The 20,290-nt window shown below is 42.2% G+C and carries 13 protein-coding genes and 3 rRNA genes; 6 read left to right on the top strand and 10 right to left on the bottom strand.

The annotated features are described in order from the left end of the window. Positions 1–51: 51 nt before the first annotated feature. Positions 52–1,635, top strand: coding sequence for a lytic transglycosylase (locus ACXAC4_RS04060; protein ID WP_475159222.1), 1,584 nt, complete (start codon positions 52–54; stop codon positions 1,633–1,635). A 37-nt stretch (positions 1,636–1,672) separates the two neighbouring features. Here ACXAC4_RS04060 and ACXAC4_RS04055 read toward each other — a convergent pair whose 3' ends face one another. Together ACXAC4_RS04055 and ACXAC4_RS04050 are read right to left on the bottom strand one after the other, a co-directional pair. Next, positions 1,673–2,359: a response regulator gene (locus tag ACXAC4_RS04055; RefSeq protein ID WP_475159220.1), complete on the bottom strand. Its 687-nt coding sequence runs from the start codon at positions 2,357–2,359 to the stop codon at positions 1,673–1,675. Next, positions 2,360–3,808 (bottom strand): ATP-binding protein, encoded by a 1,449-nt coding sequence (locus tag ACXAC4_RS04050; RefSeq protein ID WP_475159219.1) that lies wholly within the window; start codon positions 3,806–3,808, stop codon positions 2,360–2,362. Between the two features lie 55 nt (positions 3,809–3,863). On the opposite strand from ACXAC4_RS04050, the gene ACXAC4_RS04045 reads away from it, so the two are divergent. Continuing rightward, positions 3,864–4,649: a hypothetical protein gene (locus tag ACXAC4_RS04045; RefSeq protein ID WP_475159217.1), complete on the top strand. Its 786-nt coding sequence runs from the start codon at positions 3,864–3,866 to the stop codon at positions 4,647–4,649. On the opposite strand, the gene ACXAC4_RS04040 is transcribed toward ACXAC4_RS04045, so the two are convergent. Next, the gene (locus ACXAC4_RS04040; RefSeq protein WP_475159216.1) at positions 4,646–5,548 is read right to left on the bottom strand and encodes a DMT family transporter; all 903 of its coding nucleotides are present in this window, start codon (positions 5,546–5,548) and stop codon (positions 4,646–4,648) included. The genes ACXAC4_RS04045 and ACXAC4_RS04040 overlap by 4 nt on opposite strands. Positions 5,549–5,748: 200 nt before the next feature. Between ACXAC4_RS04040 and ACXAC4_RS04035 the strand changes: the two genes are divergently transcribed. Both ACXAC4_RS04035 and ACXAC4_RS04030 read left to right on the top strand, forming a co-directional pair. Further along, positions 5,749–6,117, top strand: coding sequence for a hypothetical protein (locus ACXAC4_RS04035; protein WP_475159215.1), 369 nt, complete (start codon positions 5,749–5,751; stop codon positions 6,115–6,117). Between the two features lie 55 nt (positions 6,118–6,172). Further along, positions 6,173–7,780, top strand: a complete 1,608-nt coding sequence (locus ACXAC4_RS04030; protein ID WP_475159213.1) for a methyl-accepting chemotaxis protein — start codon at positions 6,173–6,175, stop codon at positions 7,778–7,780. 601 nt (positions 7,781–8,381) lie between these two features. Here the strand turns inward: ACXAC4_RS04030 and rrf are convergent. The 6 genes from rrf to rluD all read right to left on the bottom strand — a co-directional run bounded on the left by rrf (position 8,382) and on the right by rluD (position 18,257). Beyond that, positions 8,382–8,495: ribosomal RNA gene (gene rrf, locus ACXAC4_RS04025) — 5S ribosomal RNA — on the bottom strand. Between the two features lie 93 nt (positions 8,496–8,588). Continuing rightward, positions 8,589–11,469: ribosomal RNA gene (locus tag ACXAC4_RS04020) — 23S ribosomal RNA — on the bottom strand. Positions 11,470–11,725: 256 nt separating this feature from the next. Beyond that, positions 11,726–13,258, bottom strand: a 16S ribosomal RNA gene (locus ACXAC4_RS04015). The 16S, 23S and 5S rRNA genes sit together here, the layout of an rRNA operon. 621 nt (positions 13,259–13,879) lie before the next feature. Beyond that, positions 13,880–16,453 (bottom strand): ATP-dependent chaperone ClpB, encoded by a 2,574-nt coding sequence (gene clpB / locus ACXAC4_RS04010; protein ID WP_475159212.1) that lies wholly within the window; start codon positions 16,451–16,453, stop codon positions 13,880–13,882. 88 nt (positions 16,454–16,541) lie between these two features. Beyond that, positions 16,542–17,276, bottom strand: a complete 735-nt coding sequence (gene pgeF / locus ACXAC4_RS04005; RefSeq protein ID WP_475159210.1) for a peptidoglycan editing factor PgeF — start codon at positions 17,274–17,276, stop codon at positions 16,542–16,544. Positions 17,277–17,279: 3 nt separating this feature from the next. After that, positions 17,280–18,257 carry a 23S rRNA pseudouridine(1911/1915/1917) synthase RluD gene (gene rluD, locus ACXAC4_RS04000; RefSeq protein ID WP_138483764.1) on the bottom strand — a complete coding sequence of 326 codons (978 nt, stop codon included), beginning with the start codon at positions 18,255–18,257 and terminating at the stop codon, positions 17,280–17,282. 123 nt (positions 18,258–18,380) lie between these two features. On the opposite strand from rluD, the gene ACXAC4_RS03995 reads away from it, so the two are divergent. Next, positions 18,381–19,154 (top strand): outer membrane protein assembly factor BamD, encoded by a 774-nt coding sequence (locus ACXAC4_RS03995; protein WP_138483762.1) that lies wholly within the window; start codon positions 18,381–18,383, stop codon positions 19,152–19,154. A gap of 55 nt (positions 19,155–19,209) precedes the next feature. Here ACXAC4_RS03995 and glnB read toward each other — a convergent pair whose 3' ends face one another. Next, on the bottom strand, positions 19,210–19,548 hold the full coding sequence (gene glnB, locus ACXAC4_RS03990) for a nitrogen regulatory protein P-II (protein ID WP_130256575.1): 339 nt from the start codon (positions 19,546–19,548) through the stop codon (positions 19,210–19,212). Between the two features lie 141 nt (positions 19,549–19,689). Here glnB and ACXAC4_RS03985 point away from each other — a divergent pair, with 141 nt between their 5' ends. Beyond that, entirely contained in the window at positions 19,690–20,226 is a 537-nt protein-coding gene (locus ACXAC4_RS03985) for a GspH/FimT family pseudopilin (protein WP_475159207.1), read from the top strand. Positions 20,227–20,290 lie beyond the last annotated feature (64 nt).

The raw sequence follows: 20,290 nt of genomic DNA, 5'->3' as shown, positions 1-20,290 counted from the left end.
ACGCAAGAGAATCTGTAGAATTGAGCGGTTTTTGCTCGAATATGAATCACTATGAAAAAGTCTGCAAGTATAGTTTTAACGCTCTCGTTGTTAACGGGTTGTCAAACCCTAACTGACACACCAAAAGATCAATTAGAGGTCATCAATACAGCTGCTAATGAGAACCTAGCAAGCCCTTTAGATATTAGCGAAGCGCTTGCTAATTCAATCACAGAGCCGGTAGAAGCAGACGAGCCGGCTCCCGTATTCGATGATGTTTGGGAACGTATTCGTTACCAACTCTCAATTCCTGTGCCTCAAAACCGCCCTGTTGTAGCTGAGAGAAACTATTATCAACGCCATCAAAAATATTTAGACCGTATATCAAAGCGTGCAGAGCCGTATTTATACTTTATTGTTGAAGAAGTAGAAAAACGCCAAATCCCGATCGAGATCGCTTTACTCCCCATCGTTGAAAGTGCGTTCGACCCATTCGGCTACTCACATAGAAGTGCGTCGGGTATCTGGCAGTTTATGCCTCAAACGGGAGAGCGTTTTAACTTACATCAGAATTGGTGGTATGACGGTCGCCGAGACATAGTGCAGTCAACGCGTGCAGCTTTAGACTATTTGAGTTATCTGCATAAAACTTTAGAAGGTGATTGGCTGAATGCCATTGCAGCATACAACTCAGGTGAAGGGCGCGTTTTAAAAGCCATCAGAAAGAACCGTAAAAAACATTTACCTACGGATTTTTGGTCGCTTGATTTACCAAGAGAAACGACGGCTTACGTGCCTAAGTTATTGGCTTTATCAGATTTATTAAAACGACAAGAAGAGTTCAATGTCACTTGGAAGCCAATTATTAATGCTCAGGTAGTTGAGATTGTCGATGTCGGCTCACAAATTGATTTAGCCCTTGCCGCTGACATGGCTGATTTAAGCCTCACTGAATTATACCGTTTAAACCCAGGGTTTAACCGGTGGGCAACCGCACCTGATGGTCCACATCAATTACTGATCCCCAGTGATAAAGCGGATGCATTTAAAAACAAACTCGCACAAACACCAGTGAAAGACAGGTTGCGTTGGCAATACTACACGGTGAAACGCGGTGACACTCTATCTGTGATTGCTAAAAAGTTTTCGACGAGCAGTAAAACCATTCAATCTCTAAATAAGCTTGATACCCATATTATCCGTGTCAACCAAAAACTGCTTGTTCCTCTAAGCGATGGAAAAATCAATAGTGAGCACTTACCAAAGTCGGTCAGAGTTGCCGCGAATAAGTCTACGAGCGCTAAAAAAACACATACGGTGAAATCTGGTGACACACTGTGGGATATCAGCCGAGAGTATGATGTTACAGTAAAGCAGCTTGCTAACTGGAATAAGCTAAAAACCAACAGCGTATTAAAGCTCGGGCAAAAGCTCACAATTTATCAAACAAAAGCAGAGAGCAAACCTACCGGATTAGTTTCTACTACCCGAACCATTACTTACAAGGTTAGGCGTGGTGATTCTTTAGCCCGTATTGCTTCTAAATTTAACTTAACGGTAAAAGAAATTGTCGAGTGGAATAACTTATCTGGACAAAAGTATCTGCAGCCAGGGCAAAAGTTAAAGTTAAAAGTCGATGTGAAACGCACTTCATAAGAAAGATGAATTGAAAAAAGCACCCAAGGGTGCTTTTTTAGATAGGTTCGAACTTATAGCCGGCACCATAAATCGAATGAATAAAATTGGCTTCAGGTGCAATGCTCTGTAATTTTTTACGAAGTTTCTTGATATGGCTATCAACCGTTCTATCGCTGACTATCCGGTCGTCTGAATAAATATGATCCATCAGTTTATCACGACTGAAAATACGCCCTGGGTGAACATACATAGCTTTAAGCAGCAGAAACTCAACATGTGTGAGTGAAATACTTTCATTGTTGAACCTTACCATAAATGTTTGCTCATCAACTTTTAAGCCATGAAGAGCTTCTTGGTTTTGCTCTGCAATATAATTTACTCTACGCATGATCGCTTTTACCCTAGCTACAACTTCTCTTGGGCTATATGGCTTGCAGACATAATCATCCGCACCAACTTCAAGACCAATCAACCTATCAATTTCTTCAACCTTAGCTGTCGTCATAATGATGGGGATCTGGCTTTGAGCCCTGATCTGCTTACACAAAGTTATACCGTCAACGTTAGGTAACATGATGTCTAAAAGCACCATACAAGGCTTATAGCGCTCAAATGCTGTCATTACTTCGCCACCATCAGTAACGACTTGACATTCAAAGCCTGAAGCTGATAAGTATTTTGCTAAAATCGCAGCCAGCTTTTCTTCATCTTCAACAATAAGGACCGAATCTGCAGTCACCATTTAATTTTCCTTATATTTGAATTCTATCGTCAATTTTAATCCACCAAGCTTACTTTGCTCTGCGTGAACTTCGCCATTATGCGCCATAATAATATTCTGGCATATCGCCAAACCAAGCCCTGAACCACCTGTTTTACGGTTTCTGGCTGAGTCTGTTCTGTAGAGTCGTTCAAAGAGGTGTGACAGCTGTTCAGACCCTACTCCTGGGCTGCTATCTTGCCATATAACTTGGACCCCTTGCCCAATTCTGCTCACCTTAATATCTAACATTCCCTTATTTTCTGGCGATGCATCAGTATAGCGTAACGTGTTTTGCAATAAGTTATCGAATAACTGTCCCATACGATGTGCATCACAGAACAAGAAGCATCTGGGGCTGAAATCAAACTGCAAATCAAAGTGACTAAGTTCACTTTTTCTTTTTTCAAGACTGCGTTCTATGAGTTCAGGCAACACCATTTGTGACTTTTCATAGGACAACGACCCCCTATCTGACATCGAAAGCTGGTGAAGATCGTTTACTAATTTGGTAAGTCGCATGATCTCTTCATGCAATGAATCAAGCTGCGCTTCATCAGCTTCTATGACACCGTCAATCATGCCCTCGATTTCAGCTTTAATAACCGCAATCGGGGTTCTTAATTCATGAGAAATATCAGCTATCCAACGTTGCCGAGCAGTCAAATTTTCAGCCAATGTTTTTGCCAGCAAATTCATGTCACTTTCAAGCTGACCTAATTCATCTCTGCGAATGATTTGTTTTGATAACGAATAGTCCCCACTGGTGAGGTTTTTTGTTCTTTGCCTTAATGCAAGTATTGGCCTAACTAAATATTTACTAAAGGGTATAGACAGTAAAAAAGTCACGACAAAAGCAATAATAGCAATGACAACAAAGTGTTGACGCTGCTGCTTCGCAAATAATTTTTCAAACTTTCCCGTTACCATCGAACCATTTTCAACACCTATATATCCTAACTTTTGCTCTTTTTTATCTGGCCAATAAACAGGTAACCAAAGTGCGTCCTTAACCATAGATGGCCTTCCTACCAATAATGTACCATCTGGCGCTTTGAAAAATAGCTTATCTGAGGGTCCCCTGCCTCTTCGCTCTCCCCGATGAGGTGGGCGTATATCCTTGCTAGGCTTTGGACGTTTTTTAGGTAAGGCCTCATTGGCGGCACTGACTTGATGGTAAGTTCGCATTAAGTTTTTCCAGTGTGGCGACCTTCTATCTAGCCAATCAACATTTTGTTGCGTTTCCATTGTTTGGTGAAAAGCTTCAATAACTGGCTCAAGACGCGCTTTAGTTTGACTTTGAACATAGTCAGAAAAGCTTTTATCAAATGCTATCTGATTAGCCAAAAATATGGCCAATACCAATGTCGAATTAGCTAACAGCAGCATAATTAATATTTTTATGCGAATAGGTAATCTAAGCGTCTTCATTTTAACTTCAAAAAATTGACTCAAGATCATGTTCTGCCATGAATGTGTAAATAATGTGGAAGTAACAGGCGCAGTTTATTCTTTCCCTAAGCCTCGAATTTGCTACTATAAACTAAATTTAAAAAAGATCCCGAATACAGTGCAAAACCAAACACTTCAGAGATTCATTTCTTATATAAAATCACAACAAGTAGATAAACTGCCTGAGTTCTATAGCCAACTTAGCGACTCTGATTGCGTGCTTGTATTAAAGTTCTGCTTCGAGCAGGCAACGAAGAACCAAGAGACCTATATATTCTTTCAAGACCTTTGCAAGCAGCTAATCACAACAAAAGAAGCACTACCTGAAGGACTGATCACTGGTATTAATACATTAGAGCGACTGGCATTTTTCTCGAATGCACTCACTGAAATTGAGGGCTATAAGCAAGCCAACAGACAAGGCAACACGGTTATTCATGCGCTTTGCTCTAATGCTCAGCAAACACAATGGCCGTTTAACTTTTTAAGGTCTCTTATGTTATTTGAAAGAAATGAATCACTTGCTCTCGCTCTCGGGCATAAAAATCATCAAAGCATGCGCCCTATCGATTGTTATCTTGCATTTAATCATAACTTAGCCAAATTGCCAGACCATGAATTTTCTGCTCTTTTAACTCTTATTGAAATACAGTCAAAAACGTCTCAGCAAAGCGAACCGGGTGTATTACATGCGATATGTCAGTTTTTAGTTAAAGAAAAAGTAAATGAACAGCTAGACAATGCGCATCAACGCGTATTACTCATCGCTAGCTGTTTTCAAACACGTGTTGAAACCGTGTGTACACTTTTAAAGATTTAGGCCTTTTCAACCGCTTCTAGCTTATTTCGTTTGATGTACTTATCACCAAACTGGTAAAGAAATAAGCTTAGCAAAATCATAGTACCGCCAATTAAAAGCGATGACGTTAAAACCTCATCATTCAGAAACGCGCCCAGACTTACCGCAAAAACAGGGGTGATCAAAGTCGTCAAGGCAACTGTACTTGCCGGTAACTTTTGCAGTACATGAAAATAGGCTAAGAATCCTAACAATGAGCCAAAAAGTGCTAAGTAACCCGTAGCTAAAATTGACTTCATTTGCCATTGTTCATAATTAATCTCACCACCTGCTGCTAACCAAATTATTGCAAAAACAGGCGTTACAAATGCCAATGCCCCTAGCGTTGTTGCCATTGGGTGGATTGCGATTGGTACTGTTTTGATCATTACGCCACTTAAACTAAAACTTGTTACTGCCATGAGCACATAGATAATCCCTTCTACTGGTACATTCAATTGCTGAATTTGCGTTTTACACACTAAAAACAAGCCGAGTATAGAGAACAATAAGGCGATTAGTTTAACGGGTGTAAAAGCATGTTCTGATAATATTTTTTGCGCAAAAAGACCCGAGATTATTGGCGCAAGGCCAAACACTAGAGAAATCACACCGGAAGGCACAGTCTGAGCTGCCAAATAGCTGAAAAGCATACCCACTACAATGCCTGCAGCAGAATAGAAATATAACAGGCAGGACTTTCTCGACCACGGCACATGTATTTTTAGAGCAAACACAGTGACAATGGCAAGCACCAATGCAATCAACATACGTAGAAAAACACTTAGTGTTGGTGGCATCGTCTCGGCGCTCCAGACAATACCAAGCGGTGTTGTTGACCAAACTAAGATCACAAATAGATACGACCCCTGCACGGGCATAAATTTTCCTTGGGAATAAAACATTGAAGAGGGCGAAATTATACTGATTAAAATACTTAAATGTTATCGGTACATTGGTCTCATCATACAGTTTTATGTAACGATACATTAATGAAGATAATAACTGCTTTAATCAACATATACATCTGATAGACATATCTGCAATTTTTCATATCATGAGCCCTTTATTCGGAGGAACCATGACAATTATCGTCTACATCATCACAGCTGTTCTTATCAAACTATCAATTCTTGGCTTGGGTATGTTAACCATTATTTCTGCTTTTGTTGGCTTGCTACTTTTAAAAGTTATGCACAAAAAACTTTCAGAGTTATTGGTAAATAGGTTCAGTAAAAAGTTTAAAATAGCGCTTTGCGGACACATCAGCGTTTACATTGCTTTTATAGGGAAAATGATATTTATTGACGACCTCAGTGATATTCCTGCTTTTTTAGCCAGTCACCTTGTTATACACCATATAGCAAGTGGCTTAATCGCTGCAACTTTAATAGTTATGAGCCTCAGGACTTACAACAAGCTAAAAGTAAGCAACTTGAATACTAATTAGACAAAATAAAGATTGTCACTCACACTTTCAGAACCCAAATCAAGTGGTGAGTGGTATGAATATAAAAAGTAAGGTTGCGGTCCCTATAATTTTAGGTATTTCTTTAATCTTAGCTGCAAGTACATTCAGTATCTTAAAACTTGAGTTTTTGATTTGGGATTACCAATCCTTAGTAAACAAAGATCAGCAACGCATTATTCTAATTACCAACGCAGAGTCTTCTTTCAAAAGCCAAGTTCAAGCATGGAAAAACCTGCTACTCAGAAATGAAGAAAAGTATTGGCAAGAATTCCTTTCTCTTCATAAAAGTGTGCAGAAAGATTTAAAGCAACTGCAAACTTTTGAAGAAGGAGATTGGACAACTCGGTTTATTAATCAGCATCAATCTATGCTAAAAGCTTATGAGAAAGCTCAAAGAAGCTTTGTTCTAAATAAAAACTATAAACAAAGCGATACAATGGTAAGAGGCATTGACAGAGATTTCGCTCGAGGACTTATAGAAAAAAGAAGCGCAGTAACTAAGCACTTTACTGAAGTTCAGAGCAACCTAGAGCAACAGCAATCTACTGTTATGACTGTCTATCCGATAATGTCATTCTTCATAGCTATAGTTGCAATACTCGGTATCCTACTTTTTATACACAAAGCAATTATCTTACCTCTACGAGATTTGATAGATAAAACAGTTGAGATCTCTAATGGGAAATATGATTTGCACATGGATTACCCCTTCAATGATGAAGTGGGTCAACTCAGTCAAGCCATAACGGAAATAAAGAATCATATTGTTGAAGCTGTCTCAAACATAGCTGTTGTAAAAGGAGAAGTTGAAGATGCATTTGAAGCAATAGATCACGTTAGCAATGAAATAAGCAGAGGTTCTGAAGAACAAGTCGCATGCTCTCAAACTATGGAAAGTACCATTAATGGATTATCTGAAATTGCAACGAGGTTGCAAGGACTTACTCAACAAGCTTTGCAATCAACTACCCTAGTCACACAAAAAGCGAGTAACTGTGGAGATACTATGGAGCTGTCTGCTAATAGCATGAAGGAGCTTGTTAGAGAGGTAGAAAATACGTCGATTGTCATAGAGTCTCTAGAATCCAAAGCGGCAAGTGTTAGCGGTGTACTCGATATGATTGGCTCTATAGCAGAACAAACCAACTTACTCGCACTCAATGCCGCAATCGAAGCTGCAAGAGCTGGAGAAGCAGGCAGAGGCTTTGCTGTTGTGGCAGATGAGGTTCGAAGCCTCGCGTCTAAAACCCATCAATCAACTATGAGTATTACCTCCGTTATAGATGAACTTCAGACTACATCCAAACAAGCTGTAGCTGCAATGCAGCATGAAATTAAAATAACAGCTGATAACGCAGAGAAGAGCCAAGATGCACAAATAGCATTGAAGGAGATTCTCCAAGAAATGGAACAAATGAAAAGTCTAAACCAGCAAGTTACAGACTCTGCCAGTGAGCAAACAAAAATATCAGAAACGCTTCATGAAACATTAATTCAACTCCAAGTTATTTCTGACAATTATAAGAAATTGGCCCAAAGCGACAATGTATCCCGAACTGTGGCAAATGCAAATAGAGACCTAACAAAAATGGTTGAAGACCTACGAGGTAATCTATCTCATCAAGAAGCAGAGCTTTTTTAGGATTAAGTGTCAAGTTGGTGACTAGGCATTACTTTCAAGTAAAGTGCAAAGTTAATGACAGCGTGCAAGGCGAGTACATTTGCCTTGCGCTAGAGAAGTGTAAAAGGCTAGCGACTGCGAACGCAGTGAGAGCGCTTCTTTTGCGCAAGGATAGTGCGAAAGGTTTATGACAAGCGCGTAGCGCTTACATTCTTTTCGCGCAAGGTGAGATAAACCAGTTTAGCTGGAGTTGAGGGCGCCTAGATTAAGTACGGTGAAGGTTGCTCACTTCACCTTGCGCTAATTCGTCTTTTTATCACCGAGCTTTGCCTCATCACCGTGCAGGACGATTTAGCACCTAAACGCAAAAAACCCGCTGCATTTCTGCAACGGGTTTCTTTAATTGCCTGGGGCAACCTTTGCTGGCGATGTTCTACTTTCACATGGGAAGCCAGGCTGGCCGCGCCCACACTATCATCGACGCTATCGTGCAAAATTAGCGACTGCGAACGCAGTGAGAGCGCTTCTTTTGCGCAAGGTGAAGTGAACCATTTTATATATTGCAGAGGGACTTAAAGCAAAAAAGCCCGACTCTTTCGAATCGGGCTTTCTCTAAATAGGTGCTTGGCAATGTTCTACTTTCACATGGGAAACCCACACTATCATCGACGCTGTTTCGTTTCACTTCTGAGTTCGGCATGGAATCAGGTGGTTCCAAAACGCTATGGTCACCAAGCAAATTTGGTTAAAATCTGGAAAAATCTGATAATTTCTAAAACTTCTACTCTAGTTCATATTAGCTTCTGCACTAAAACCACTTTGGCGTTGTATGGTTAAGCCTCACGGGTAATTAGTACTGGTTAGCTTAATGTATCACTACACTTCCACACCCAGCCTATCAACGTTGTAGTCTCCAACGGCCCTTCAGTTAACTTAAAGTTAAAGTGAGAACTCATCTCGAGGCTCGCTTCCCGCTTAGATGCTTTCAGCGGTTATCGATTCCGAACGTAGCTACCGGGCAATGCAATTGGCATCACAACCCGAACACCAGCGGTTCGTCCACTCCGGTCCTCTCGTACTAGGAGCAGCCCCTCTCAATTCTCAAACGCCCACGGCAGATAGGGACCGAACTGTCTCACGACGTTCTAAACCCAGCTCGCGTACCACTTTAAATGGCGAACAGCCATACCCTTGGGACCGACTTCAGCCCCAGGATGTGATGAGCCGACATCGAGGTGCCAAACACCGCCGTCGATATGAACTCTTGGGCGGTATCAGCCTGTTATCCCCGGAGTACCTTTTATCCGTTGAGCGATGGCCCTTCCATTCAGAACCACCGGATCACTATGACCTACTTTCGTACCTGCTCGACGTGTCTGTCTCGCAGTTAAGCTGGCTTCTACCATTACACTAACCGTACGATGTCCGACCGTACTTAGCCAACCTTCGTGCTCCTCCGTTACTCTTTGGGAGGAGACCGCCCCAGTCAAACTACCCACCAGGCACTGTCCACAATCCCGATAAGGGACCTATGTTAGAACATCAAACATACAAGGGTGGTATTTCAAGGATGGCTCCATGACATCTGGCGACGCCACTTCAAAGCCTCCCACCTATCCTACACATGTAGGCTCAATGTTCAGTGCCAAGCTGTAGTAAAGGTTCACGGGGTCTTTCCGTCTAGCCGCGGGTACACAGCATCTTCACTGCGATTTCAATTTCACTGAGTCTCGGGTGGAGACAGCGTGGCCATGGTTACACCATTCGTGCAGGTCGGAACTTACCCGACAAGGAATTTCGCTACCTTAGGACCGTTATAGTTACGGCCGCCGTTTACCGGGGCTTCGATCAAGAGCTTCGCCTAAGCTAACCCCATCAATTAACCTTCCGGCACCGGGCAGGTGTCACACCGTATACGTCATCTTACGATTTTGCACAGTGCTGTGTTTTTAATAAACAGTCCCAGCCACCTGGTCACTGCGGCTCCCGTCCGCTTAGAGAGTAAATCTCATCACAGATAGGAGCGTACCTTCTCCCGAAGTTACGGTACAATTTTGCCTAGTTCCTTCACCCGAGTTCTCTCAAGCGCCTTAGTATTCTCTACCTGACCACCTGTGTCGGTTTGGGGTACGATTCGAAATAATCTGAAGCTTAGAGGCTTTTCCTGGAAGTAGGGCATCATCAACTTCACTACCGTGGTAGCTCGTCTCGACTCTCAGCCTTGGCGACCCGGATTTTCCTAAGTCACCAGCCTACAGCCTTTCACATGGACAACCAACGCCATGCTTGATTAGCCTGCTCCGTCCCCCCATCGCAATTATTCCAAGTACGGGAATATTAACCCGTTTCCCATCGACTACGCTCTTCAGCCTCGCCTTAGGGGTCGACTTACCCTACCCTGATTAACATGGGATAGGAACCCTTGGTCTTCCGGCGTGCGGGTTTTTCACCCGCATTATCGTTACTCATGTCAGCATTCGCACTTCTGATACGTCCACCCAACTTTACAATTGAGCTTCAGCCGCTTACAGAACGCTCCCCTACCCCGCATACAAAGTATGCAGCCGTAGCTTCGGTGGTATGTTTAGCCCCGTTACATCTTCCGCGCAGGCCGACTCGACTAGTGAGCTATTACGCTTTCTTTAAAGGATGGCTGCTTCTAAGCCAACCTCCTAGCTGTTTTAGCCTTCCCACATCGTTTCCCACTTAACATACACTTTGGGACCTTAGCTGACGGTCTGGGTTGTTTCCCTCTCCACGATGGACGTTAGCACCCACCGTGTGTCTCCCGGATATTACTTTACGGTATTCGGAGTTTGCAAAGGGTTGGTAAGTCGGGATGACCCCCTAGCCTTAACAGTGCTCTACCCCCGTAAGTATTCGTCCGAGGCTCTACCTAAATAGATTTCGGGGAGAACCAGCTATCTCCCGGTTTGATTAGCCTTTCACTCCAAGCCACAGGTCATCCCCTAACTTTTCAACGTTAGTGGGTTCGGTCCTCCAGTTGATGTTACTCAACCTTCAACCTGCCCATGGCTAGATCACCGGGTTTCGGGTCTATACCTTGCAACTCAACGCCCAGTTAAGACTCGCTTTCGCTACGGCTACCCTAAACGGTTAACCTCGCTACAAAATATAAGTCGCTGACCCATTATACAAAAGGTACGCAGTCACCCTCGAAGGGCTCCTACTGCTTGTACGTACACGGTTTCAGGTTCTATTTCACTCCCCTCACAGGGGTTCTTTTCGCCTTTCCCTCACGGTACTGGTTCACTATCGGTCAGTTGGGAGTATTTAGCCTTAGATGATGGTCCACCTATATTCAGTCAAAGTTTCACGTGCTCCGACCTACTCGATTTCACTTTAGATAAGTTTTTGTGTACGGGACTGTCACCCTGTATCGTCAAACTTTCCAGAATGTTCCACTAACTACACTAAAGCTTAAGGGCTAGTCCGATTTCGCTCGCCGCTACTTTCGGAATCTCGGTTGATTTCTTTTCCTACGGGTACTTAGATGTTTCAGTTCTCCGCGTTCGCCTCGTTAACCTATGTATTCAGTTAACGATACCTGTAAACAGGTGGGTTTCCCCATTCGGAAATCCTAGTCTCAAGCGCCTCTTACTGGCTTGACTAGGCTTATCGCAAGTTAGTACGTCCTTCATCGCCTCCAACTGCCAAGGCATCCACCGTGTACGCTTAGTCACTTAACCATACAACCCAAAATGGTTTGTATCGTCAAAGACAGTTTTAACTTCGCCAGAAGTTAATATTGAATACTAAAGTAGACGCTAATAAACAAATGAATGTTTATCGGCATTGTTTTACTTTTGAAAACTCTTTCTAGAATTTCTTCTAAAAGAATTAATTATCAGCTTTTCCAAATTTTTAAAGAGCAATATTAATTAGCTATAAAGCTAACTAACAATCATCTGTGTGGACACTACGAACAAATCTGTTCTAAATCGTTAAGGAGGTGATCCAGCCCCAGGTTCCCCTAGGGCTACCTTGTTACGACTTCACCCCAGTCATGAATCACTCCGTGGTAAGCGCCCTCCCTAAGGTTAAGCTACCTACTTCTGGAGCAACCCACTCCCATGGTGTGACGGGCGGTGTGTACAAGGCCCGGGAACGTATTCACCGCGGCATTCTGATCCGCGATTACTAGCGATTCCGACTTCATGGAGTCGAGTTGCAGACTCCAATCCGGACTACGACGCACTTTAAGTGATTCGCTAACTCTCGCGAGCTTGCAGCACTCTGTATGCGCCATTGTAGCACGTGTGTAGCCCTACACGTAAGGGCCATGATGACTTGACGTCGTCCCCACCTTCCTCCGGTTTATCACCGGCAGTCTCCTTAGAGTTCCCGACCGAATCGCTGGCAACTAAGGATAGGGGTTGCGCTCGTTGCGGGACTTAACCCAACATCTCACAACACGAGCTGACGACAGCCATGCAGCACCTGTATCAGAGTTCCCGAAGGCACCAAACCATCTCTGGTAAGTTCTCTGTATGTCAAGTGTAGGTAAGGTTCTTCGCGTTGCATCGAATTAAACCACATGCTCCACCGCTTGTGCGGGCCCCCGTCAATTCATTTGAGTTTTAACCTTGCGGCCGTACTCCCCAGGCGGTCTACTTAATGCGTTAGCTTTGGAAAAGTTGTCCGAAGACCCCAGCTCCTAGTAGACATCGTTTACGGCGTGGACTACCGGGGTATCTAATCCCGTTTGCTCCCCACGCTTTCGTACATGAGCGTCAGTATTGACCCAGGTGGCTGCCTTCGCCATCGGTATTCCTTCAGATCTCTACGCATTTCACCGCTACACCTGAAATTCTACCACCCTCTATCATACTCTAGTTTGCCAGTTCGAAATGCAGTTCCCAGGTTGAGCCCGGGGCTTTCACATCTCGCTTAACAAACCGCCTGCGTACGCTTTACGCCCAGTAATTCCGATTAACGCTCGCACCCTCCGTATTACCGCGGCTGCTGGCACGGAGTTAGCCGGTGCTTCTTCTGTAAGTAACGTCACAGCTAGCAGGTATTAACTACTAACCTTTCCTCCTTACTGAAAGTGCTTTACAACCCTAAGGCCTTCTTCACACACGCGGCATGGCTGCATCAGGCTTGCGCCCATTGTGCAATATTCCCCACTGCTGCCTCCCGTAGGAGTCTGGACCGTGTCTCAGTTCCAGTGTGGCTGATCATCCTCTCAAACCAGCTAGGGATCGTCGCCTTGGTGAGCCATTACCTCACCAACTAGCTAATCCCACTTGGGCTAATCTAAGGGCGAGAGCCGAAGCCCCCTTTGGTCCGTAGACGTTATGCGGTATTAGCAGTCGTTTCCAACTGTTGTCCCCCACCCTAAGGCATATTCCCAAGCATTACTCACCCGTCCGCCGCTCGTCATCTTCTAGCAAGCTAGAAATGCTACCGCTCGACTTGCATGTGTTAGGCCTGCCGCCAGCGTTCAATCTGAGCCATGATCAAACTCTTCAATTAAAAGTTTTTTGAATCCGAAGATTCGTGCTCAATGAATTCTGTATAAATTGACTATATAGTCACTCATAAGAAATTGAGACTCTAAATTTTTTTGCTCCTGAATCAAGAGCTGTTAGAACTCAATCTGTACGAGTGCCCACACAGATGATTGCTTCATATTTTTAAAGAACGTTGTAACTAACGCTGGTTAGCTACCGCAGCCTTGCTGCGAAGTGGAGCGCCATAATAACGACTTCACTTTTTATGTCAACACTTAATTTTAAAAAGTTTTAAAGTTAAGTTTTATTTGACTCGACATCGTTTTGATTTGCTTTTCAGCGTCTCGCCCCGTGTCAGTGGGGTCGCATTATAGGGAGAGCAGAAAATTACGCAAGCCCTTTTTTAAAGAAAAATGCAAAAAACTGACTGTTCGCGCGTATTTTAAACGAAACGCCTGTTTTTCGATATTTTCTGTACAAAAAGAAATCAAAATGAAGTAAATCTACAATATTTAAGTCATATAACCCCCCCTAATCATTCGGGGGAATTTAAGTATTGTCGAGAAGAAAGATAATGCAAGGAAGAAAAAGAAATTAATTTGGGCACACATATAAAATGAATGCCCAATGATTAGTCAGCTTATTACTTTATAAATGTAATAACGTCGTTATCTACCGTTACTCTAATTTTATCACCTGGGATAAATTCGCCTGCTAATAGTTTTTGAGCTAATGGGTTTTCAACATATTGCTGAATTGCACGCTTTAGTGGTCTTGCACCAAACACAGGGTCAAACCCATGTGCTGCTATTTTACCTAACGCTTCAGGTAACAATTCAAACTGGTAGCCTTTTTCAAATAATCTGGCTGTTAATTTATCTAACTGTATATTCGCGATCTCTTTAATATGTTCATCTATTAAAGGGTGGAACACGACGGTTTCATCGATGCGGTTTATAAACTCAGGTCTAAACTGAGTTGCAAGAACGCCCATTACCTTTTCTTTTAATGATGTGTAATCATTTTGACCAGCTTGTTCTTGGATAATGTCAGAGCCTAAATTTGAAGTCATAATGATCACTGTGTTTTTAAAATCAACAGTACGACCTTGACCATCTGTTAAACGGCCATCATCTAACACTTGAAGTAATATATTGAACACATCAGGGTGTGCTTTTTCTACCTCATCCAATAAAACCACAGAATATGGGCGACGTCTAACCGCTTCAGTTAAATAGCCACCTTCTTCATAACCTACATAGCCAGGAGGCGCGCCAACTAGTCTTGCGACTGAGTGCTTTTCCATAAATTCGGACATATCAATTCGAACCATGGCTTCTTCAGTGTCAAACATAAAATTAGCAAGTGCTTTTGTTAACTCAGTCTTACCTACACCTGTCGGGCCTAAGAATAGGAATGAACCAATCGGACGATTTGGATCTGCAAGACCAGCTCTTGAACGACGTATAGCATTTGATACCGCATTTACCGCTTCGTCTTGCCCTATTACTTTATTATGTAGTTCATCTTCCATTTGTAGGAGTTTTTCGCGCTCACCTTGTAGCATCTTAGCCACAGGTATCCCAGTCCAGCGTGATAATATTTCTGCAATTTCGTCTTCACCGACCTGATTTTTTAACAAGCTCATTTCTTGCATTTCAGCTTGAGATGCAAGATCTAGTTTTCTTTCTAGTTCAGGAATTCGTCCATACTGAAGCTCTGACATTCTTTGCAAGTCGCTTGCTCGACGTGCAACTTCAAGATCTAATCTCGCTTGCTCTAGCTCACCTTTTATTACTTGCGTGCCCTGTAAAGATGCTTTTTCGGCATTCCACACTTCATCAAGTTCTTTGTATTCACTCTCTAATTCTGAAATTAGACTCTGCATTTCAGTACGACGCTTTTGACTTGCTTCGTCTTTTTCTTTCGCCAGTGCATTGTCTTCTAACTTTAGTTGAATGATCTTACGCTCTAACCTATCTAGTTGCTCAGGTTTAGAATCTATTTGCAAACGAATAGAGCTGCCTGCTTCATCAATTAAGTCAATGGCCTTATCAGGAAGTTGTCTATCTGAAATATAACGATGGGAAAGGTTCGCTGCAGCAACAATTGCAGGATCTGTGATGTCAACAGAGTGATGAAGCTCATAACGCTCTTTTAAACCACGTAAAATAGCAATTGTGTCAGAGACACTTGGCTCACTCACAAATACTTTTTGAAAACGTCTTTCTAGCGCAGCATCCTTTTCAATATATTGACGATATTCATCTAGAGTTGTGGCGCCCACACAATGTAGCTCACCTCGGGCAAGTGCAGGTTTCAACATATTGCCTGCATCCATTGCACCGTCAGTTTTACCCGCACCTACCATAGTGTGGATTTCATCAATGAATAAGATCACTTGTCCTTCTTCTTTTGCCAGTTCATTTAAAACTGACTTTAGGCGCTCCTCAAATTCACCACGATATTTTGCACCAGCTACCAGAGCACCCAAATCAAGAGAAAGCACACGCTTATTTTTAAGACCCTCAGGAACTTCTCCATTAATGATACGTTGTGCTAAACCTTCAGCAATGGCTGTTTTACCAACGCCTGGCTCACCGATTAGAACTGGATTATTCTTAGTACGTCTCTGTAGTACTTGTATTGTGCGTCTGATTTCTTCATCACGGCCAATTACAGGATCTAGTTTGCCCTGCTCTGCACGCTCAGTCAGATCAATAGTGAATTTTTCAAGAGATTGACGTGTGTCTTCAGCATTTGGGTTATCGACTTTTTGACCGCCTCGAATTGCTTTTATAGCTTGTTCTACTTTCTTTTGAGTTAATTGTAACTCTCTTAAAATTTGACCTAATTCGCCTTTATCTTCACACGCAGCAAATACAAATAACTCACTCGATATATATTCGTCTTTGCGCTTTTGTGCATATTTATCACACAAATTAATAAGAGAAATAAGTTCATTGTGAAGTTGAACGTCTCCACCGATACCTGAAACCTTAAATATTTTATCGATTGATTTAGTCAGTTTATTATTTAGTTCGTCAGCACTGATCCCTGCTTGCGCTAGTAAAGCTCTAACACTTGAACCATTTTGCTGAAGTAGTGCATACATCAAATGCACAGGCATAATAAATTGATGGTCTCGGCCTAATGCCAGTGATTGCGCATCGGAAAGTGCAGATTGGAATTTACTTGTGAATCTATCTAAACGCATGACGTCTAAACCTTTATAAAAATAATCTAGTTACTTTATGGGTATTCAACAGGTATTGTTCAAGGCTATTTTAAAGTTTTAATTTGATTTATTTGCGCCAAATCAAGGTCGCTAATCGACCCGTGATTGCATCTCTGCGATAGGAGAAATACTTTGTTGGCATAGAAAAGGTGCATTCATAATGACTGTATATTTGTGTTATGCCAAGCGAAGACAACTGCCGTTTGGCAATAGAAAAAATATCAGCTAAAAACTTTTTATTTTGTCGCTCTGTAAAGTCATCAATATGTGATGAATTCATGCACGTAAAAGCATTCACAACATCTGAACCCACTTCAAATGCAGTAGGCCCAATTGCTGGGCCTAACCAAGCCGATATTTGTTGATTCGGTGCGGTAAACTTTTCAATAGTTTTCTCAATAATATTGCCAGCAAGAGGCCGCCAGCCACCATGAACAGCAGCCACTTCTTTACCATTGTTACTCGCTAACAGAATTGGCAAACAATCAGCGCTCATAATTGCCAAAGGTTGCGCTTTTAGTTTTGTGTAAAGCGCATCGGCTTTTGGCCTATCAGATACCTTCTGCTCTGTAACAGAGTTTGTTACATCTACAACATTGGCACTATGGACCTGATCTAACCAAAATGGTGGATTTGGTAAGAACTCACTTAAGACTCGATGATTAGCCAACACAGTATCTTCGTCATCACCAACATGAAACCCAAGGTTAAAACTCGAATAAGGAGGTCTAGAACAACCTCCTAAACGTGTAGTTTGAATACCACCGACAACTTGGTGTAATGGCCAATCAACTAACTGCATATTCTAATAGACTAAATCGGGGTTAGCTTTCGTATCATCACGTAACGCCTGGGTTAGAATTTGCATATCTTCAGGTACAGGCGCTTCCCAAGTCATTTGCTCTCCCGTAATTGGGTGCGCAATACTTAACTTAATTGCATGCAGCGCCTGACGTTTAAAGTCTCTTAGCTGCGCGAACAATTCTGGAGTTGCATTGCGAGGAGGGCGAGGACGGCCGCCATATAATTGATCACCAACTAGCGGATGCGTTAAATAAGCCATGTGTACACGAATTTGGTGAGTACGACCTGTTTCTAGTCTTAAGCGTAAACGTGTGTGCGCTCTGAACTTTTCTGCAACGCGGTAATGCGTTACCGCAGGTTTGCCCATTTCATGAATAGCCATATGCGTGCGTTTTGTTGCATGACGACCAATTGGTTTTTCAACCATGCCTCCAGCTGTCATTGTACCATTACAAATCGCTTCATATTCACGGGTAAAGTTATCACGTTTTTGTAGGGCTTTAACAAGATGTGTTTGAGCCTGGATGGTTTTTGCAACAACCATTAAACCTGTCGTGTCTTTATCTAGACGATGCACAATACCCGCTCGTGGCACATTAATGATATCCGGGTGATGATGTAATAAAGCATTTAATACTGTGCCATCTGGATTACCAGCACCAGGGTGTACCACTAGCCCCATAGGCTTGTTAATAACAAGGATGTCATCATCTTCATAAACGATGTTTAGGTCGATGTCTTGTGCTTCATATTCACGTGGCGCTTCGATTTGCGTCTCGATGGAAATTAACTCCCCACCTAGCAGCTTTTCTCTTGGTGTCGATAAGACCTCACCATCGACGGTGACTTTTTCATCTAAAATCCAAGTTTTTATTCTTGAACGTGAAAAATCAGGGAACATTTGCGCCAAAATTTGGTCTAGACGTTTACCGCCTAATTCAGTTGGCACTTCGGCTTGAAGAGAAATTTGCTCAGACATCTGTTAGTTTACCTAAATTACCAGTGCAAGCTTAGCTCGACTGGGTTAGAATCGCATAAATGCATAGTTTACTCGGTTTTGCCATCTTGGCCTAGCCGAAGACACCAAAGGTAGTAAAATAAAATGATAACTAAATTAGGGAAACGCGCCTTTGCCATCCTAGTCAGCACTTCTTTTCTAGGTCTTGCGGCATGCTCTTCTGCACCAGAGCAAGAAGATATCGAACGTGTGCCGAATAAATCAGCACAAGCACTCTATGAAGATGCTAAATCAACCTTAGACTCTGGTTTATATGCACGTTCTATTGAGTTACTGGGTGCGTTAAATTCTCGTTATCCATTTGGTCCTCATGCACAGCAAGTACAAATGGATCTCGTTTTTGCCTATTACAAAACAGGAAACACTGATCAGGCACTTGCAACAATCGACCGCTTTATTCGTCTAAACCCAAATCATAAAAACTTAGACTACATGTATTTTATGCGTGGCTTAGTTAATATTCAGGCCGATAAAAATGCCTTTCAAGAATACTTCGGCATAGATAGAGCTGACCGTGATGCAAGTCGCACCCGTGTTGCTTTCCAAGATCTTTCAACTTTAGTAGATAGCTATCCTGAAAGCCCATATGTACCTGAAGCAAAAAAACGCTTAGTATGGCTTTTAAATAAAATGGCTCGTTACGAAATTAAAGTAGCTGAATATTATTTTGAGCGTGAGGCATATCTAGCCGCAGCTAACCGTGGTAAATATGTTGTGGAACACTTTTCCCAAAGCAGCTATTTAATCACAGCACTTGAGATAATGGAGAAAAGCTATGCCAAGCTTGGACTTGATGAGTTGAGCAAACATGCACAGCAGACGCGTTTATTAAACGAGCAACAGCGACAAATAAATTAATTTGCGTTAATAAACAAAAAAGGCGCTCTTTGAGCGCCGTTTTTGTTTAATCTCATTAAATAGCTTCTTCGTCTTCTTCACCTGTTCGAATACGCACAACACGCTCGACTTCAGTCACGAAGATTTTACCGTCACCTATTTTACCTGTCTGCGCTGTTTTAAGAATAACTTCGATCGCTCTATCAACATCTTCGTCAGCTAAAACAATATCTAGTTTCACTTTAGGCAAAAAATCGACCATATATTCCGCACCACGGTATAGCTCTGTATGGCCTTTTTGACGACCAAAGCCCTTCACTTCACAGACTGTCATACCTGTAATGCCTATTTCAGACAAAGCTTCACGAACATCATCGAGTTTAAAAGGTTTAATTATTGCTTCTATTTTTTTCATGGTGTTTTATTTCCTTAGCGAGTGAGTCGATTTTAGACAATCCCACTATTCATAGCAAACAAACTCGTTGCAAACTATTGAGAAAAAGCTTCATAATGAAATATGCTACAATTGAATAATTGCTCTTTTCTAGGCGTCAATATGAAACATCGTGGCTTCACGTTATTAGAACTACTCATCACTATTGCGATATTAGCTATTTTAGTGACCTTGTCTTTTGCCGGTAATACGGATCTAAATGAAAAAACACGTGCAGAGTCTTTTATGCTTGAGTTGAAAAGACACATCACATTTGCTCGAGCAAAAGCTACAACCAGTGATGAAATCGTGATCTTGTGCCCTGTCGATGCCACAAAACTCGCTGCAAACGAAAATCTCACATGCATCAATGACTGGAAGAATAACCAGATCATTTCATTTATTGATAAAAATAATAATGGCACATACGAAGTAGCGAGTGATGATTTACTTCGCGTTATGGATAAGCTTATAGCAAATGACAATCTAAAAGCACCAGATACGCGTTTAAGGTTTGATAGTAGTGGTCGTGTTGTGAATACAAACGCTGGTCAATTTATCTATTGTCCTTTAAATCAAACTGAACATGCCAAAGCGCTGACACTCACAGTTGGTGGGACTGCACTGTATAACGGTGATAGCAGCACTGGCTGTTCATAAAACAACATTGACAAACCAATACTTTATTCTAAATTTATAATCTCAATTTAATCTTATTAAGGTT

The sequence above is a fragment of the Pseudoalteromonas sp. AWM4_233 genome (assembly GCF_056158285.1).
Note: the sequence above shows the minus strand (reverse complement) of the source record. Positions and strands in the feature narration are given on the sequence as shown.

Coding starts and splice junctions, on each gene's coding strand:
- ACXAC4_RS04060 (WP_475159222.1), top strand. CDS start 52: ATGAAAAAGTCTGCAAGTATAGTTTTAACGCTCTCGTTGTTAACGGGT.
- ACXAC4_RS04055 (WP_475159220.1), bottom strand. CDS start 2,359: ATGGTGACTGCAGATTCGGTCCTTATTGTTGAAGATGAAGAAAAGCTG.
- ACXAC4_RS04050 (WP_475159219.1), bottom strand. CDS start 3,808: ATGAAGACGCTTAGATTACCTATTCGCATAAAAATATTAATTATGCTG.
- ACXAC4_RS04040 (WP_475159216.1), bottom strand. CDS start 5,548: ATGCCCGTGCAGGGGTCGTATCTATTTGTGATCTTAGTTTGGTCAACA.
- ACXAC4_RS04035 (WP_475159215.1), top strand. CDS start 5,749: ATGACAATTATCGTCTACATCATCACAGCTGTTCTTATCAAACTATCA.
- ACXAC4_RS04030 (WP_475159213.1), top strand. CDS start 6,173: ATGAATATAAAAAGTAAGGTTGCGGTCCCTATAATTTTAGGTATTTCT.
- clpB (WP_475159212.1), bottom strand. CDS start 16,453: ATGCGTTTAGATAGATTCACAAGTAAATTCCAATCTGCACTTTCCGAT.
- pgeF (WP_475159210.1), bottom strand. CDS start 17,276: ATGCAGTTAGTTGATTGGCCATTACACCAAGTTGTCGGTGGTATTCAA.
- rluD (WP_138483764.1), bottom strand. CDS start 18,257: ATGTCTGAGCAAATTTCTCTTCAAGCCGAAGTGCCAACTGAATTAGGC.
- ACXAC4_RS03995 (WP_138483762.1), top strand. CDS start 18,381: ATGATAACTAAATTAGGGAAACGCGCCTTTGCCATCCTAGTCAGCACT.
- glnB (WP_130256575.1), bottom strand. CDS start 19,548: ATGAAAAAAATAGAAGCAATAATTAAACCTTTTAAACTCGATGATGTT.
- ACXAC4_RS03985 (WP_475159207.1), top strand. CDS start 19,690: ATGAAACATCGTGGCTTCACGTTATTAGAACTACTCATCACTATTGCG.